Source organism: Billgrantia sp. Q4P2, assembly GCF_052806135.1.
Genome location: NZ_JBRBAI010000001.1, coordinates 93797 through 109738 on the forward strand (window position 1 = coordinate 93797; position 15942 = coordinate 109738).

General features: G+C 63.7%; 12 protein-coding genes and 1 pseudogene. 9 read left to right on the forward strand and 4 right to left on the reverse strand.

Annotation, left to right across the window (positions count from 1 at the left end):
* Positions 1 to 403: 403 nt before the first annotated feature.
* Together ACUY1T_RS00455 and gcvT are read left to right on the forward strand one after the other, a co-directional pair.
* Positions 404 to 1813: an alanine/glycine:cation symporter family protein gene (locus tag ACUY1T_RS00455; protein WP_446019752.1), complete on the forward strand. Its 1410-nt coding sequence runs from the start codon at positions 404 to 406 to the stop codon at positions 1811 to 1813.
* 117 nt (positions 1814 to 1930) lie between these two features.
* Positions 1931 to 3046: a glycine cleavage system aminomethyltransferase GcvT gene (gene gcvT / locus ACUY1T_RS00460; protein ID WP_446019753.1), complete on the forward strand. Its 1116-nt coding sequence runs from the start codon at positions 1931 to 1933 to the stop codon at positions 3044 to 3046.
* Between the two features lie 82 nt (positions 3047 to 3128).
* On the opposite strand, the gene ACUY1T_RS00465 is transcribed toward gcvT, so the two are convergent.
* Genes ACUY1T_RS00465 through ACUY1T_RS00480 form a run of 4 tightly spaced genes read right to left on the reverse strand, consistent with a single transcriptional unit; the run spans position 3129 to position 7139 of the window.
* Positions 3129 to 5243 carry a YjbH domain-containing protein gene (locus ACUY1T_RS00465; protein ID WP_446019754.1) on the reverse strand — a complete coding sequence of 705 codons (2115 nt, stop codon included), beginning with the start codon at positions 5241 to 5243 and terminating at the stop codon, positions 3129 to 3131.
* The gene (locus tag ACUY1T_RS00470) at positions 5240 to 6019 is read right to left on the reverse strand and encodes a capsule biosynthesis GfcC family protein (protein ID WP_446019755.1); all 780 of its coding nucleotides are present in this window, start codon (positions 6017 to 6019) and stop codon (positions 5240 to 5242) included. The genes ACUY1T_RS00465 and ACUY1T_RS00470 overlap by 4 nt, the downstream gene beginning before the upstream one ends.
* 14 nt (positions 6020 to 6033) lie before the next feature.
* Positions 6034 to 6786, reverse strand: a complete 753-nt coding sequence (locus tag ACUY1T_RS00475) for a YjbF family lipoprotein (RefSeq protein ID WP_446019756.1) — start codon at positions 6784 to 6786, stop codon at positions 6034 to 6036.
* Positions 6786 to 7139: a hypothetical protein gene (locus tag ACUY1T_RS00480; RefSeq protein WP_446019757.1), complete on the reverse strand. Its 354-nt coding sequence runs from the start codon at positions 7137 to 7139 to the stop codon at positions 6786 to 6788. Before ACUY1T_RS00480 ends, ACUY1T_RS00475 begins: the two co-directional genes overlap by 1 nt.
* Positions 7140 to 7930: 791 nt before the next feature.
* On the opposite strand from ACUY1T_RS00480, the gene ACUY1T_RS00485 reads away from it, so the two are divergent.
* From ACUY1T_RS00485 to ACUY1T_RS00515, 7 genes and pseudogenes are all read left to right on the forward strand, one after another.
* Complete coding sequence (locus tag ACUY1T_RS00485; protein WP_446019758.1) at positions 7931 to 9067, forward strand: polysaccharide export protein; 1137 nt, start codon at positions 7931 to 7933, stop codon at positions 9065 to 9067.
* Positions 9068 to 9076: 9 nt separating this feature from the next.
* A complete protein-coding gene (locus ACUY1T_RS00490) occupies positions 9077 to 9535 on the forward strand; it encodes a low molecular weight protein-tyrosine-phosphatase (RefSeq protein WP_446019759.1) in 459 nt (152 codons plus the stop codon).
* Positions 9536 to 9571: 36 nt separating this feature from the next.
* Positions 9572 to 11770, forward strand: coding sequence for a polysaccharide biosynthesis tyrosine autokinase (locus ACUY1T_RS00495; RefSeq protein ID WP_446019760.1), 2199 nt, complete (start codon positions 9572 to 9574; stop codon positions 11768 to 11770).
* Between the two features lie 134 nt (positions 11771 to 11904).
* Positions 11905 to 13221, forward strand: a complete 1317-nt coding sequence (locus ACUY1T_RS00500; protein WP_446019761.1) for a nucleotide sugar dehydrogenase — start codon at positions 11905 to 11907, stop codon at positions 13219 to 13221.
* A gap of 29 nt (positions 13222 to 13250) precedes the next feature.
* The gene (locus tag ACUY1T_RS00505; RefSeq protein WP_446019762.1) at positions 13251 to 14201 is read left to right on the forward strand and encodes a Gfo/Idh/MocA family oxidoreductase; all 951 of its coding nucleotides are present in this window, start codon (positions 13251 to 13253) and stop codon (positions 14199 to 14201) included.
* Positions 14202 to 14209: 8 nt separating this feature from the next.
* Positions 14210 to 14806 (forward strand): annotated as a pseudogene (locus tag ACUY1T_RS00510) (acyltransferase); the annotation flags it as partial.
* Positions 14801 to 15937 (forward strand): DegT/DnrJ/EryC1/StrS family aminotransferase, encoded by a 1137-nt coding sequence (locus ACUY1T_RS00515; RefSeq protein WP_446020211.1) that lies wholly within the window; start codon positions 14801 to 14803, stop codon positions 15935 to 15937. The pseudogene ACUY1T_RS00510 and the gene ACUY1T_RS00515, both read left to right, overlap by 6 nt.
* The last annotated feature ends 5 nt before the right edge of the window (positions 15938 to 15942 follow it).

Genomic DNA, 15942 nt, shown 5'->3' on the forward strand with positions numbered 1-15942 from the left:
AGGTGGCCTTCATTGGCACGTGCCCTGGCTTGCCGCATCGATAGCGTGGCGCGCAGAGCGGCAGGCGTCCAGTGTAACCTGCCTGCGTTTGGGCAGCTTCGGTAGGCGATGCACCACATTCGACACGGCCGGCTCGGCTCACTAACCTGTGAAGCATGCCGATCGGCTGCGCTGGAGCGGAGGGTCGTGTCGCCAAGCTGAAAGTTGGCGGTGTTTCGGCATTTGTTTCCGATACGAAACACGCGCTAAGCTTGCGCAGGCAACATGTTGACGAACGGAACGCAGCAGGCATCTGCGACAGACTGGTGCATTCTTGGCAATTTCCGCTATGGTACGCCGTCTCGTCGTGTAGATCCTTCGAGAATGTCCTTAAAAACAGTCCATACAACAGAGGGAAACGTTCGTGGAAACTTTGACAGCGATATTCAGCGCCATCAACGGTGTGGTCTGGGGGCCGTTGATGCTAATCCTGTTGCTGGGGGTGGGGCTCTACCTGCAGATCGGATTGAAGCTGATGCCCATCCGCAAGTTGGGCACCGGCTTCAAGCTGATGTGGCAAGGTCGCGATGCCAAGCCGGCCCCGGGAGAAGCGAAGAAGACAGAGGAAGAAGGTGAAATTTCACCTTTCAACGCCTTGATGACGGCACTGTCGGCCACCATCGGCACCGGAAACATCGCCGGCGTGGCCACGGCCATTGCCTTGGGTGGCCCCGGTGCGGTGTTCTGGATGTGGATCACGGCGCTCGTCGGCATGGCGACGAAGTTTGCTGAGGCGGTGCTTGCGGTGCGCTTCCGTGAAACCGACAGCACCGGCTATCACGTCGGCGGGCCGATGTTCTACATCAAGAATGGCCTGGGCAGGAAGTGGCTGTGGCTTGGCGGTGCCTTCGCCTTCTTCGGCGCCGTGGCGGCCTTCGGTATCGGCAACACCGTGCAGTCGAACTCCGTGGCCGACGCGCTCGATTCGACCTTCGGTATTCCCCACTGGCTGACCGGCGTGGTGATCATGGTGTTGGCCGGCGCCGTGATCCTGGGAGGCATCAAGCGTATCGCCAAGGTGGCCGGCAAGCTGGTACCGATCATGGGTATCGCCTATGTGGTGGCTGGCCTTCTGGTACTGGCCGTGAATGCCGGACAGATTGGTGAGGCCTTCGGCCTGATTTTCTACTATGCCTTCAACCCCGTGGCGGCGGCAGGTGGCTTTGCCGGGGCCGCGGTGATGGCGGCGATTCGCTTCGGCGTGGCACGCGGTATCTTTTCCAACGAGGCGGGCCTGGGCAGTGCGCCCATCGCCCACGCTGCCGCCAAGACGCGCAACCCGGTGCGCCAGGGCCTGATCGCCATGCTCGGCACCTTCATCGATACCATCATCGTCTGTACCATCACCGCGCTGGTCATCCTGACTTCCACCGTGTGGGTGCAGGGGGAGCAGGGCGCTTCGCTGACCGCGCTCTCCTTCGATGCGGCGCTGCCCGGCTGGGGCAACCAGATCGTATCGCTGGCGCTGGCGGTATTCGCCTTCACCACCATCCTGGGCTGGTCGTTCTACGGCGAGAAGTGCTTCCAGTTCCTGTTCGGCACGCGTTCGATCATGCTCTACCGGGTGCTGTTCGTGCTGGCGATACCGCTTGGCGCCATGGCCAACTTGGGCCTCATCTGGCTGATGGCCGATACCTTCAATGCCATGATGGCGATTCCCAACCTGATTGCACTGGCGCTGCTGTCGCCGGTGGTGTTCAAGGTCACGCGCGATTACTTCGATGGCAAGGAAGTACTGCCGGGCGAGGATCTCGATCATGACACTCGTTCATGACACTCGTTCATGACAACGGGTGATGGAAGCCCAGGGGCGTGACGAGGCGCCACGCGCGCCTCGTTGCTGTCCGGGAACCCCCGCTGCTTGCTTATCAACACGTCCTGAGGAAAGCCCATGAGTCAACTCAAGCGTACGCCGCTGTACGACCTGCACCTCGAGCTGGGAGGCAAAATGGTGCCCTTTGCCGGCTACGAGATGCCGGTTCAGTTCCCGCTCGGTGTCAAGAAGGAGCACGAACATACCCGTGCCGCCTGCGGCCTGTTCGATGTCTCTCACATGGGCCAGATTCTGCTGCATGGCCCGCGCCCTGCCGAGGCGCTGGAGACCCTGGTGTGCGCCGACATCGTCGGTCTGCCCGAGGGCATGCAGCGCTACGCGCTGTTCACCGGCCAGCAGGGCGGTATCCTCGACGACCTGATGGTGGCCAACCCTGGAGGCGGCGTTCTCTATCTGGTGGTCAACGCCGCGTGCAAGGAGCAGGACGTGGCGCTGCTCGAGACCGGGCTCGTCGATGAGCACCGGGTCGAAGTGCTTGAGCGCGGCCTGCTGGCCCTGCAGGGCCCCCAGGCGGCGGAGGTCATGCGCCGACACTGCCCCGCGGCATGCGAGATGATGTTCATGCAGCACGGTCGCTTCGAGATCGGCGGCGTGCCCGTATGGATCAGCCGCAGTGGTTATACCGGCGAGGATGGTTTCGAGATCTCGGTAGCGGCCGACGAGGCGGAAGCGCTGGCTCGTCGTCTGCTCGCCGAGGAAGAGGTCGAGGCGATTGGTCTGGGCGCGCGGGATTCCCTGCGCCTGGAGGCCGGGCTGTGTCTCTACGGCCATGACATCGATACCGAGACCACGCCGGTGGAGGCGGGGCTGATCTGGGCCATTGGCAAGCCACGCCGTCACGGCGGCGAGCGTTCGGCCGGATTCCCGGGGGCCGACCTGATCCTGCATCAGGTCGATGCCAAGGATCACCGGCGCAAGCGGGTCGGCCTGCTGGGTGAAGGGCGTGCCCCGGTGCGTGAGGGAGCCGAGCTCTACAGTGAGGACGGCCGTCGCCTCGGCATGGTCACCTCCGGGGGCTTCGGACCCACTGTCGGTCAGCCGGTGGCGATGGGCTATGTCGATATCGAGTATGCCGAGATCGGCTCGACCGTCTATGCCGAGGTGCGTGGCAAGCGGCTGCCCATGGTGGTGAGCAAGATGCCCTTCGTGGCGCCGGGCTACCATCGCGGTTGATCGGTCTTATACCGTTACCTTCCAGCAAGGCCACCGCATTCTCATGCGGTGGCCTTGCCACTTTTCGTTGCCAGGCCGGTGCTCAGCGCATCAATTCGGCTTGATCCTCCCAGTAGCGGCCCATGCTGCGCTCCTCGGTCAGGTCGAAGAGCGCTTCGCGGCGAGCCAACTGGGCACCACCATCCCGGGTGAGTGGGCGCCACGCCAGCTGGGCACGCTGGCGGGTGGAGTGAACGAAGAAGGCATCCAGCGGCAGCGAAAGATAGACCCCCTTGTCGAAGCTGCCCTCACCGTAGTCGCTGCCGGCATCGGTGAAGGTTGCCCAGCCGCCGAGGCGAATGCCGGAATCGAATTCGCGTGATACGTCGAAAGTAACGCCGAGGTCGCCGGCCAGATAGCGGCCTACGCTGACCTTGGCCAGTACGTCCTCATAGTCGGTCTGCCAGTAACCGGTCAGATGGCCCGTCCAGGTACTGTAGTCGCGCATCTCGAAACGCTGGTCGAAGTCACGCTGCTTGACCCAGTTGACGTCGAGGCCAAGTGCCACGTCGCCATTGAAGGGGCGGTAGAGCAGCTCCCCGCCTGCCCCGGCGAACATGGTCTCGAGCAGGCCGCCATAGCCCATGGCGTACCAGTCGCCGCCCAGGTGGCCGGTATGGGTGTACTGCAGGTTGCTGATGCCGATATCGGTTTCGGCCAGGTAATCGCCAATATGGGTGCGTACTCGCGGCAAGTCCGAGGGGCCGATATAGCGGTACTTGTCGAGGTTGTCGGCCACGGTATAGGTGAGCGCACCCGAGAGCCAGTGACGGGCTCCCAGCCGGTATTGGCCATCGAGGTTGGCCGAGAGCCGGTAGAGGTAGCCGTCGGGGCCACCGAAGTTCTGCTCGAGCTGTGGCTCGAGGCTGTAGGAGAGCCCACGAGGGTTGGATTCATGCAGCACTTCGCCTTGGCTCGGGGCCAGCATGGTATGCGCGTAGAGTCCGTGGCGATATGCTACGGCTTCACCGCTGGAAGAGGCGGCGGCTGTCAGGGCATCACGCTCGTGCACGCTTTCACGCAGGGGCATGCCGCGTTCGTGCCAGCGGAAGCGGATGGTCTCCACCTCACTACTGAGATGGTTGTGCAGCAAGCGTCCGGCGCGCTGCTCGCTCTCGGCAAGTGAGCGATAGCGTGTGGGTTCGGCTTCGACGACGATGCTCGAGCCGTCCTGAAGGATCCGGTAGACGCCGACGCCGGCATTGGCCTCCAGCTCGCGACTGAGCCCGTTCCAGTCGCTGGTGTGCTCGGCAGGGGCCGGTGCCAGATCGACGGGGGGCGGGTTGCGCTTGACCTGCGAAACGCTGGCAAGGTTGGTCGCAAGGGTGATTCCGAGCATGGCAGTATTGCCGCGCTGCCAGCCGGCCTTGAGTTCGATATTGTCCGTCAGCCGAAAGCGAGCGCCGAGGTTGACCCGTGAATCCTGCTCCTGGTGGTTGCGCTGGGGTTCGTGCTGATAGTCGTTGCCTTCCAGCTCGACCTGCAGCACCAGGGGGTCCCAGGGTGTCTGGTACTCGATACCGCCGAACAGGGCACTGCGGCCGCTGAACAGGCTGCCCAGGTTGACGCTGCCGCCGTCACCGCCCGAGGTGAACCCCGAGCGTCGTTCGAAACGCCCGTCGAGTTGGCTCAGGGGGTTGGGGAAGTCCTCCTGATTGCCCAGATAGCCCCAGCCGATCCCCAGGGAAAAGTCGAAATCGTGCCAACGCTTGCTCGCGACCAGGTACTCGCCGGAGAAAAGGCCGGTGCCGCCGATGTCACGGGCGCCGAGGGCGACCTGGGGCCAGTAGCGATCCTCTTCGCGCAGCCTCACCTTGAAATCGATGCCCTTGTCCAGGTTGTTGCGATCCCCCGTGGCAGCCAGATAGCGCCGGTTCTCCACCTCGACGTAGCGAAAGCCGGCTTCCAGCCATTCGGTGGGTTGGAAGAACAGGCTATAGCGACGATAGGGCGCCGTGCGCGAGAAGGAGAAGGCAAAGCCGCCAAGCGGTGCCATGCGCGCGCTGGGGGTCTGCATCAGCCCCATGCCGCCGAAGTCGCCCTGGCCGGTGCCGAGACGTGGCTGGCTGGAATCGGCGAGCGCCGGCGTGGCAGTGGCCACGGCGATGGCCAAGGCCAGTGGCATGAAGCGGGGCGGTCTCGATCCGGTGCGCTTCATGAGGCAGGCCCTCCCGAATCGGCTTGGTCCGCTCCAGGCAGGGCGACGGCATTACAGGCATCGCCGGGTAGGCGGGTTGCCAGAAAGCCGGACAGGGCACGGTTGACCCAGTCTGCCTCCTGTACCGGCTCGGGAAGGACGAGTGCGACGCGACTGCCGGCAACCAGGGGGGCGTCGCCGGCGTTCCAGGCTGCCACGCCGATTCGGCGCGGAGTGCCCTGGGGGGTGATCACCCACGCCTCGTCGGCGCCGGACCAGTGTGAACTCGGCTGCATGCGCAGCAGGTCACGCAGGCTCAAACCCGGGCTCCAACGGTGTCGTGTCACGCCACCGAAATGCCACAGTTCTACCCACTCGGGCACGGTGCAATGGCCGACTTCGGCCAGCGTGGCCAGCAAGGGGTCGTGCCGCGGCGAGGCCAGGAGGGCGGCGAGGTCGGCCCTGGCCGCCGTGCGCCCCGGTGTCGCTTGTAACTCGGCGATGGTGGCCTGCCATTCGTCCAGCCCTTGGGCGAGCTTGGCGTGGCCGGCCAGGGAGTACCAGTCGATCAGTGTCGCCAGCTCTTCCTGAAGACGCCGGGCCTGGCGCTGCTGAGGCTCTTGTTGCGCTTCGAGCAGGTAGTAGCTGTAGGCGGGGGGCTCAGGCAATGCTTGCTGTTCTAGCCACAGGTCGGAAAGGCGAAGGGCATCGGCCTGACCATTGAGGGGCAGGGCCAGAAGCGCACCCAGGCAAGCTGTCAGCCAGCGGCTGGCATGAGGGGGGTGACGTCGGGTCATTCTCGCTCTCTTTGTCACGACGATGGCGCGCCGTCGGGCAGGGTGGTCTGCTCGGCGTCGCGCCCGGTGTCCTCGGCATCGCTCCACCAGGGTCTCGCCACCTGCCAACGCAGGCGGGGACCGTCCGGCCAGAGCGCCATGTCACCCCCCCAGATCCGCAGGCTGCCCGGCTCGCGCCAGTACACCCCGCGGCTATGCGTGTTACTGCTCTCCCAGTCGAGTCGTTCGGTACAGCGCTCCAGCGCCAACCGGGTCAAGGGGAGTTCGACGGGCCGGGCCGACTCGCAGGAGAGTCTCGCCGTCGCCACGTCCTGCCATTCCTGGCCGCTGGCATCCCGCCAGTGCACGTGAACACGGTAGCGCTCCGAGTTCGAGTCGGCCGAGAGCCAGCGTCCCAGCAGGATCTCTTCGAAGCCGGCGGTGCTCGTGGGCACTCCATTGCGTAGATGTAGGGTGGCGCGATCACCGGCCTGCCAGTACGTATCGCGACCGTTTTCCCCGGTACGATGCGCCATGATCAACAGGGCGCGGTTTCCTTGGTTCTGTGCCACCAGCGATGCGTAGGGCAAGGCTTCTGCCTGTTCCGCCAGATCTACCCTGTGGCGGTCGCCCAGCAGTGTGGCGCCCATGGGTGTCAGCTGGCCGCCCTGGGCACAGGCCGTCAGGCTTGTGACAAGCCCCCCCCATAGCATCAGGCGAAACAGGACCGCCTTGCGGCGGCCCTGGGTCGGCACACGTATCTTGCTGCACCGTCTGTCGCGACTCATCAGCGCGTCCCGGTACCCGTACCCGTGCCGGTACCGGTGCCTGTGGCACCGATCGCCACGCCAATGCCGGCTGCGCCCCGGTTCACGGCGCCGGCCAGGGCCTGACCGGAATTGCCCGGGGCCTCGCCGGCGGCACCGCGGCCCGTGGCGAGTCCGCCACTGGCCACTGCACCTGGCGCAGGCGTATTGGCTGAATTGCCAGGGGCCCCCGGCGTGCCCTGGGGCAGCGTTGCCTGCTGCGCCAGCGCGAATGAGGAGAGGCCCAGCAAGGCCACTCCCGCCAGGGTGACGACGTGTCGTCGTGGTTTCCTGGGATCAAGCTTCCTGGGATCACGTTTCATGGAATCAAGCATATCGATATGGCTCCTCTGTTGCGCCGGCCACTGCCGACGGGATGAATGGCCGAATAGTGCATCCTGCTCTTGATGTGGATGCTGGATGACTATCTGGCCGACCTGCCATGGGCAGGCAATTCAGGCAGGCTCATCACATAGAATCGCCCCCGTGACGTTTTAATGTCATGGGGGTGACGGTTCGGATGCTGAATTGATACCCTAATTCAAGATAATGGAAAAGAAACTTATCTTGTTGTAGGTTTTCTATTCGTATATTAAGGTAAAAAAATGTATAAAATCAAATAAAGGGTGGTGACAGGCTAAAAAAAAGGATTATTCTAGCTCCGTTCGCTTGGTGCCTTGCATGGAGGTAAAGGCTCCCTGTCTCAGTCGATCTCCTTGAGTTTGCGTCGTGCCGCGGTTCATGCCGTGGGTCGATTTGTGCCTTGTTATTCAGGGTGTTGTGCATGGCTTCGGGGATTGCCGTTAACCTCGTGGCGGTAGCGTGTCTAGCGCTAGGGTTAAAGCGATAAGTGCCGAACAGTTGGCAAAGTATATTTCGATTTCGAGGCTGGGAATATGTCGGTGTCGAAATCGAGCGACGGTTTAAACTGGGCGGCGTCGCCGAATGACAACAGTGGTGTCTTAATAAAGTGTCATGTTGAGAAACGTGCATGGTGTCGCTGTTAATTGTTCGTTTCAGCCCGTGTCACTTGGTGGCGACATTAAATGAATAATAAAAGCGACATGGATTGAATGCTTGAAGCGACAGGGTAAAGGTAATAATGACCACGCGAGCGAAAAGTCGAATGAATCACTATTTCTTGCGACCCCGAGTGGGGCGTGCGCTTTTCCTTTTCGGGCTGTTCGCCCTGGGTGGGTGCGCTTTTGCCCCTGGTGGGCATATCGATTACAGGACGGACTCCGCGCCGATCGACGACCTCGTCGATATCGAGCCCATCACCTTCGGGCTAGTGCGTAGCCAGCGCCAGGAGGTCCGGGGGCCGGAGGATATCGGCAAGATCAGTGAGGCATTGCGCGAGGACATCAGCGGCTACGAGTACTACATCGGCAAGGGCGACGTCCTCAGTGTCATCGTCTATGGCCATCCGGAGCTGACGATACCCGCGGGTGGGGAGCGTAGTGCCGCAGAGTCGGGCAATACCGTGCACAGCGATGGCACCATCTTCTATCCCTTCATCGGCCGCATTCCCGTGGAGGGGCGGACGGTGCGAGAGGTGCGCGAAATCGTTGCCCGTGGGTTGGAGCCCTATGTGGCCATGCCCCAGGTCGAGGTCCAGGTTGCCCAGTACAACTCGCAGAAGGTGAATATTACCGGTGCGGTCCAGGACCCCGGGCCGCTGGCGATTCGCAACGTGCCTATCAGCGTTCTCGATGCCATCAACCTGTCCGGCGGCCTGGCAGACCACGCCAACTGGCACGACGTCCTGCTGACGCGTGAGGGCGAGGAGATCCGCTTGTCCCTGCACGAGATGCTCAACGAGGGACGTCTCGACCAGAACATGCTGCTGCGGGCTGGCGACGTGCTGCACGTGCCCGACAGCAGCAACCAGAAGGTCTATGTCATGGGCGAGGTGCGCGATCCCAAGAGCCTGCCCATGGGTGCGAGCCGGCTGACATTGACCGATGCTCTCTCCGAAGCAGGGGGCATCAACGAGGGCAATGCCAACGCCTCGGGGATCTTCGTCATTCGTCGGGCGCCGGAGGACAGCGACAAGCTCGCCACGGTCTACCAGCTCGATGCTCGCAACGCCACTGCGCTGATGCTGGGGGCGGAGTTCACCCTGCAGCCTACCGATGTGATCTACGTCACCACGACGCCGCTGGGGCGCTGGAACCGCGTGGTACGCCAGATCCTTCCCACGGTCAGCAGCATCTACCAGACCACGCGTACCGGGCGTGAGCTGGAACGCGTAGGCGAGTAGGGGGAGACGATGTTTCGAGACGTTCTGGTGGTGTGCACCGGCAACATCTGTCGCAGCCCGGTCGGGGAGGCACTGCTCAAGCAGGCGCTGCCCAGCCATCACATCAGCTCGGCGGGTCTGGGAGCCCTGGTCGGTCACTGTGCGGACCCTACCGCCGCACGGCTGGCCGAAGCCGATGGGCTCGATCTTTCCCAGCATCGGGCACGCCAAATCGATGCCGCAATGGTGAGGCAGGCCGACCTGATTCTGGTAATGAGCGAGGGCCAGCGCCTGTCTCTCGCCGAACGCTTTCCCTTTGCCACCGGCAAGACCCTGTGCTTCGGACGCTGGCTGTCGAGTGACGTAGGCAACGGGGTGGACATCCCCGATCCCTATCGCAGGAACGAAGAGGTCTTTGTACGCGTGCATCGTCAGCTCAGCGAAGCGGCGCGGCTGTGGCAGGCACGCCTCGGCAGCTCACGTAATTGACGCGAACGACCACCTTTTCACGCCAGGACCTTATCAATGGTGAAAGAGATCAAGACGGGCTCGCGCCCGGGCAGTGACGATATCGATCTGGGCAGGCTGTTCGGCGTCCTGCTGGACAACAAGTGGCTGATCATGCTGGTGACGGCGGTTTTTGCCGTAGCCGCCGTGGTTCACGTTCAGTTGGCCACGCCGATCTATCGTGCCGATGCCCTCGTGCAGGTGGAAGGCAAGACCGGTCTGAGCAACCCGCTGGCCGAAGTGCGCTCCATTCTCGGCGAGGAGCCTAAGGCCGAGGCCGAACTGGAGATTCTGCGCTCGCGTATGGTGCTCGGTCAGGCCGTCGACCAGGAACGCCTCGACATCGTGGTGATCCCGACCCGACTTGCCTTCGTGGGGGATTATCTGGTCCGGCGTGGCATGCAGCGCCCGGGCTTTGCCGAGCGCAGCGTTTGGGCGGGGGAATTCCTCAACGTGGGCGAACTTCGTGTCGATCATGAGTGGCTGGGGCGCGCACTGCGCCTGGTCGCCGGTGAGTCTGGCAGCTATCGGCTCTATCACGGCGAAGAGCTGCTCGGAGAGGGGCGCGTCGGCACCACGGAGAGCTTCGACGAGGGTCGGATCGAGCTGCGCGTGGCCGAGCTGGAAGCCGGTGAGGGCGCCGAGTTCACCGTGGTGCGCCGTACCCGCCTGGCTGCCATCAACAACCTGCGTTCGCGCTTCAGTGTCGGCCAGCGCGGCCGCGACAGCGGCGTGTTCAACATGACGCTGACCGACGAAGACCCACGCCGCGCCGAGCGCACCTTGAGCGTCATTTCCCAGATCTACCTGACCCAGAACGTCGAGCGGCAGAGCGCCGAGGCGGAGCAGAGCCTCGAATTTCTCGAGGAACAGGTGCCTCAGGTGCGCACCGAGCTGGCTGCCGCCGAGGATGCCCTCAACGCCTTTCGCATGGAACACGAAAGCCTCGATCTCAGCCTCGAAACACGCTCGGTACTGGATCGGGTCGTTGAACTCGATACCCAGCTCGGCGCGCTGGAGATGGAGCAGGCCGAGCTGAGCCAGCGCTATAACTCCTCGCACCCGCTCTACGCCGCCATGGTCGAGAAGCGCAACAACCTGGAGCGCGATCGCGAGCGGCTCAACGAGCGCATCCACGGACTGCCGGAGACCCAGCAGCAGATCCTGCGCATGTCGCGCGACGTGGAAGTGACCCAGCAGGTCTATGTGCAGCTGCTCAACAAGATCCAGGAGATGAGCATCACCAAGGCCAGTACCGTGGGTAACGTGCGCATTCTCGACGATGCCGTCGCCCAGCCGGGGCCGGTAGAGCCGCGCAAGCCGGTTACCGTGGCCATGCTGACCCTGGTCGGCGCCTTCCTGGCGGTTGCCTTCGTGCTCGTGCGCAGCATCTTCAACCGCGGCGTGGAGAGCGCGGAGCAACTCGAGGATCTGGGCCTGCCGGTGTATGCGACCGTGCCGCTCTCCGACGATCAGCAGAAACTGGTGAGGCGGGTCAAACGCCGCAATCGCCGCAGCGGCAGGGATGTCACCTGCGGCGTGCTGGCCCAGAACGCTCCCGATGATACCGCCATCGAGGCCCTGCGTGGCCTGCGCACGTCGCTGCACTTCGCCATGCTCGAGGCCCAGGACAATCGGCTGATGATCACCGGGCCGAGCCCGAACATCGGCAAGAGCTTCATCAGCGTCAACCTGGGAGCGGTCATCGCCCAGAGTGGCCAGCGCGTCCTGATCCTGGATGCCGACATGCGCAAGGGGCACGTCCATACCGCTTTCAATGCCGACAGCAAGGGCGGGCTGTCAGAGGTGCTGGCCAACAAGGCCGGGTTGGGAGAGGTGGTCCGGCAGTCGCCGATCAATGGGCTTAGCTATGTGGCGCGCGGCAAGGCACCACCCAATCCCGCCGAGCTGCTGATGAGCGAACGCTTCACGCGGCTGCTCGATGAGCTGAGCGAACGCTTCGACCTGGTGATCGTCGACACTCCACCGATCCTGGCCGTGACCGACGCTGCCGTCATCGGCCACCACTGCGGTACCACCCTGATGGTAGCCCGCTTCGGCCTCAATCCGCCGCGTGAGGTCGACGTTGCCATTCGCCGGCTCGAGACCGGCGGCGTCCCGGTCAAGGGCGCCATTCTCAACGCGATCGAGCGCAAGGCCGCCACCAGCTATGGCTACGGCTATTACCACTATGCCTACAAGACCACCCAGACCTGAGCGCTGCCTACGCAGGCGAATCCTGTCCGTGCCTGCCTGGGCAGGCCGTTCCCTGGTGTGAGGCCAACGGGTCGCAGCAAGCATGCGGCCGGGCCGAGCGCCGATCACTACCACTCGAAAACCATGGATGCGTCATGACCACTATCAAAGATCGTCTGATTGGCCGGCTCGAGCGCAAGGAAGCCGTGATCGGGATCGTCGGGCTTGGCTATGTTGGGCTGCCCCTGATGCTGCGCTATAACGAGATCGGCTACCGCGTGCTCGGCATCGACATCGATGCCGGCAAGGTCGAGAAGCTCAATGCCGGGCGCAGCTACATCGAGCACATCCCGGCCGAAAGGGTCTCCCGGGCCAGGGATTCCGGCTTCGAGGCCACCACCGATTTCTCCCGCGTGGGCGAAGTGGATGCGGTGATCCTGTGCGTGCCGACGCCGCTCAACAAGTACCGTGAACCCGACATCAGCTTCGTCATCGGCACCGTCGATGCACTCAAGGCCCATCTGCGCGAAGGGCAGGTGATCTCGCTGGAGAGCACCACCTATCCCGGTACCACCGAGGAGGAGTTGCTGCCGCGCGTCGAGGAAGGTGGCCTCAAGGTCGGCGACGAGCTGTTTCTGATCTATTCGCCGGAGCGCGAGGATCCGGGCAACCCCGATTTCGAGACTCGCACCATTCCCAAGGTGGTCGGTGGGCACACGCCGTCATGCCGGGAAGTGGGGGTGGCGCTCTATCGCCCGGCCATCGATCAGGTCGTGCCGCTGAGTTCGACCCGGGCCGCCGAGATGACCAAGCTGCTCGAGAACATTCATCGCGCCGTGAACATCGGCCTGGTCAACGAGATGAAGATCGTCGCCGACCGCATGGGCATCGACATCTTCGAGGTGGTCGATGCCGCCGCCACCAAGCCGTTCGGTTTCACGCCTTATTACCCCGGGCCGGGGCTGGGCGGCCACTGCATCCCCATCGATCCCTTCTACCTGACCTGGAAAGCCCGCGAATACGGCCTGCATACCCGCTTCATCGAGCTTTCCGGTGAGATCAACCAGGCCATGCCCGACTATGTAGTCGCCAAGCTGATCGAGGGGCTCAACCAGCGCGGCCTTGCCCTCAAGGGCAGCCGCGTGCTGGTGCTCGGCATTGCCTACAAGAAGAACGTCGACGACATGCGTGAATCGCCATCGGTATTCATCATGGAGCGCATCCGCGAGCGTGGTGCCGAGGTGGCCTACAGCGACCCCCACGTGCCGACCTTCCCGACGATGCGCGAGCACCACTTCGACCTGGAGAGCGTCCCGCTCTCGCCATCCACCCTGGCCGAATACGATGCCGTGATACTCGCCACCGACCACGACCGCTTCGACTACGACATGATCCGTGCTCATGCCCGCTTGATCGTCGATACCCGTGGCATCTACCGCGGTGTGAGCGACGCGCAGGTCATCAAGGCCTGACATCCATGCCGAACGCAAAGGTAACCGCCATGAAATATTTCGCACTGATCGGCGCTGCCGGTTACATCGCTCCACGCCATATGAAGGCCATCAAGGAAACCGGCAACCACCTGGCCATGGCCTACGACATCAACGACTCGGTGGGTATCATCGATTCGATCTCGCCGGAGAGCGAGTTTTTCACCGAGTTCGAGCGTTTCCTCGAGAGTGCCTGGCAGCGCAAGCGCGATCCTTACACGGCACTCGACTATGTCTCGGTGTGTTCGCCCAACCACCTGCATCACGCTCATATCGCGGCTGGCCTGCGGCTTGGCTGCAACGTGATCTGCGAAAAACCGCTGGTGCCCACGCCGGCCCTGCTCGACGAACTCGGGAAGGTCGAGCAGGAGACCGGACGTCGCGTGTTCAACATCCTGCAGCTGCGCCATCATCCGGCCATCGTCGAGCTCAAGGAGCGGGTGGCCGGGATGCCCCGCGACGACAAGTACGACGTCGAACTCACCTACATCACCTCGCGCGGCAAGTGGTACCACGAGAGCTGGAAGGGCGACCCGCGCAAGTCCTTCGGCGTGGCGACCAACATCGGCGTGCACTTCTTCGACATGCTGCACTTCGTGTTCGGCGACCTCGAGCGCAACGTCGTCCACTACCTGGATGACCAGCGCGCCGCAGGCTATCTCGAATATCGCAAGGCGCGCGTGCGCTGGTTCCTGTCCATCGACAGCAGCGACCTGCCGAGCAGCGTGCAGGGGCAGCAGTCCACCTACCGTTCGATCCTGTGCGAAGGCCGCGAGATCGAGTTCTCGGGCGGCTTCACCGACCTGCATACCGTTTCCTATCAGGAGATCCTTGCCGGTCGCGGATTCGGCCTCGACAGCGCTCGCCACTGCATCGAGACCGTCGACACCATTCGCACTGCCCCCTTGGAACTACCTGCCCGCAACGAGGCGCATCCCTGCCTCAAGCGGCACACGATGTGAGGTTCGCCATGGACAGCCAACCATCCGATAACCGCTACCCGGGCGTGCAGGTCCATCCCAGCGCCATCGTCGATTCCGGTGCCGAGATCGGCGAGTCGACCCGCGTCTGGCACTTCGTGCACGTCTGTGGCGGCGCTCGCATCGGTCGCGGCGTCTCACTGGGGCAGAACGTCTTCGTTGGCAACCGAGTCGTCATCGGCGACCACTGCCGGGTGCAGAACAACGTCTCGGTCTACGACAACGTCACCCTCGAGGCAGGCGTCTTCTGCGGGCCCAGCATGGTCTTCACCAACGTCTACAACCCGCGCTCGATGGTCGATCGCAAGAGCGAGTATCGCGACACCCTGGTGCGGGAGGGCGCTACGCTCGGGGCCAACTGCACCATCGTCTGCGGCGTGACCATCGGACGCTATGCCTTCATCGGCGCCGGTGCGGTGGTCAACCGCGACGTACCTGACTTCGCCTTGATGCTGGGCGTACCCGCCCGCCAGCAGGGTTGGATGAGCCGCCACGGCGAGCGTCTCGAGCTGCCGCTGCAAGGTGAGGGCGAAGTGACCTGCCCGCACACCGGAGAACGCTACCGACTCTCAGGCAATACGCTGACCTGCCTTCCCGCCAAGGAAGCCGCGGGCGGCCAGGACACGCCACGCATGGAATTCATCGACCTCAAGGCCCAGCAGGTGCGTATTCGCGAGCGCATCAACGTCGGCATTCGCAACGTGCTGGAGCACGGCAAATACATCCTCGGCCCCGAAGTGGACGAACTCGAGGCGCGACTGGCCGACTACGTAGGCGTGCGCCACTGTATCACCTGCGCCAACGGTACCGATGCGCTGCAGATCGCCCAGATGGCGCTGGGTATCGCGCCCGGCGACGAGGTGATCACGCCCGGCTTCACCTATATCGCTACCGCCGAGACGGTGGCCCTGCTGGGCGCGCGTCCGGTGTACGTCGATGTCGATCCGCGCACCTACCTGCTCGATCCCGAGAAGCTGGAAGCCGCCATCACCCCGCGTACCCGCGCCATCGTGCCCGTGTCGCTGTATGGCCAGTGTGCCGACATGGATGCCATCAACGAGATTGCCGCGCGCCACGGCATCCCGGTGATCGAGGACGGCGCCCAGAGCTTTGGAGCCACCTATCGTGGCCGGCGCTCGTGCAGCCTGTCGAGCATCGCCACCACGTCGTTCTTCCCCAGCAAGCCGTTGGGCTGCTATGGCGACGGTGGTGCACTGTTCACCGACGACGACGAACTCGCCAAGGTGCTGCGCCAGGTTGCCCGGCACGGCCAGGGACGGCGCTACTACCATGTCAGGATCGGCGTCAACAGCCGCCTGGATACGCTGCAGGCCGCCATCCTGTTGCCCAAGCTCGACATCCTCGACGAGGAACTCAGGCTGCGCGAGCAGGTCGCCGAGCGCTATGGCCGCCTGCTGCATGCCCATGGCTTCGATACACCCCATGTGGAACCCCACAACACCAGTGCCTATGCCCAGTACACCGTGGAAGTCGACGACCGTGAAGTGGTGATCGCGCGGCTGGCCGAGGCTGGCATACCGACTGCCGTGCATTACCCGATCCCGCTCAACAAGCAGCCCGCCGTGGCCGACCCGGGGTGCGACCTGCCGGTTGGCAACGCGGCGTCCCGCCGGGTGATCAGCCTGCCGATGCATCCCTACCTGTCGGTGGAAGATCAGGAACGGATCGTTGCCGCACTCAGGGAAGCGGTGGCCTGAGCCGC

Bases quoted from the DNA above. Each gene is read 5' to 3' on its own strand.
- gcvT (WP_446019753.1), top strand. From the start codon at position 1,931: ATGAGTCAACTCAAGCGTACGCCGCTGTACGACCTGCACCTCGAGCTG.
- ACUY1T_RS00465 (WP_446019754.1), bottom strand. From the start codon at position 5,243: ATGAAGCGCACCGGATCGAGACCGCCCCGCTTCATGCCACTGGCCTTG.
- ACUY1T_RS00470 (WP_446019755.1), bottom strand. From the start codon at position 6,019: ATGACCCGACGTCACCCCCCTCATGCCAGCCGCTGGCTGACAGCTTGC.
- ACUY1T_RS00475 (WP_446019756.1), bottom strand. From the start codon at position 6,786: ATGAGTCGCGACAGACGGTGCAGCAAGATACGTGTGCCGACCCAGGGC.
- ACUY1T_RS00480 (WP_446019757.1), bottom strand. From the start codon at position 7,139: ATGCTTGATTCCATGAAACGTGATCCCAGGAAGCTTGATCCCAGGAAA.
- ACUY1T_RS00485 (WP_446019758.1), top strand. From the start codon at position 7,931: ATGAATCACTATTTCTTGCGACCCCGAGTGGGGCGTGCGCTTTTCCTT.
- ACUY1T_RS00490 (WP_446019759.1), top strand. From the start codon at position 9,077: ATGTTTCGAGACGTTCTGGTGGTGTGCACCGGCAACATCTGTCGCAGC.
- ACUY1T_RS00495 (WP_446019760.1), top strand. From the start codon at position 9,572: ATGGTGAAAGAGATCAAGACGGGCTCGCGCCCGGGCAGTGACGATATC.
- ACUY1T_RS00500 (WP_446019761.1), top strand. From the start codon at position 11,905: ATGACCACTATCAAAGATCGTCTGATTGGCCGGCTCGAGCGCAAGGAA.
- ACUY1T_RS00505 (WP_446019762.1), top strand. From the start codon at position 13,251: ATGAAATATTTCGCACTGATCGGCGCTGCCGGTTACATCGCTCCACGC.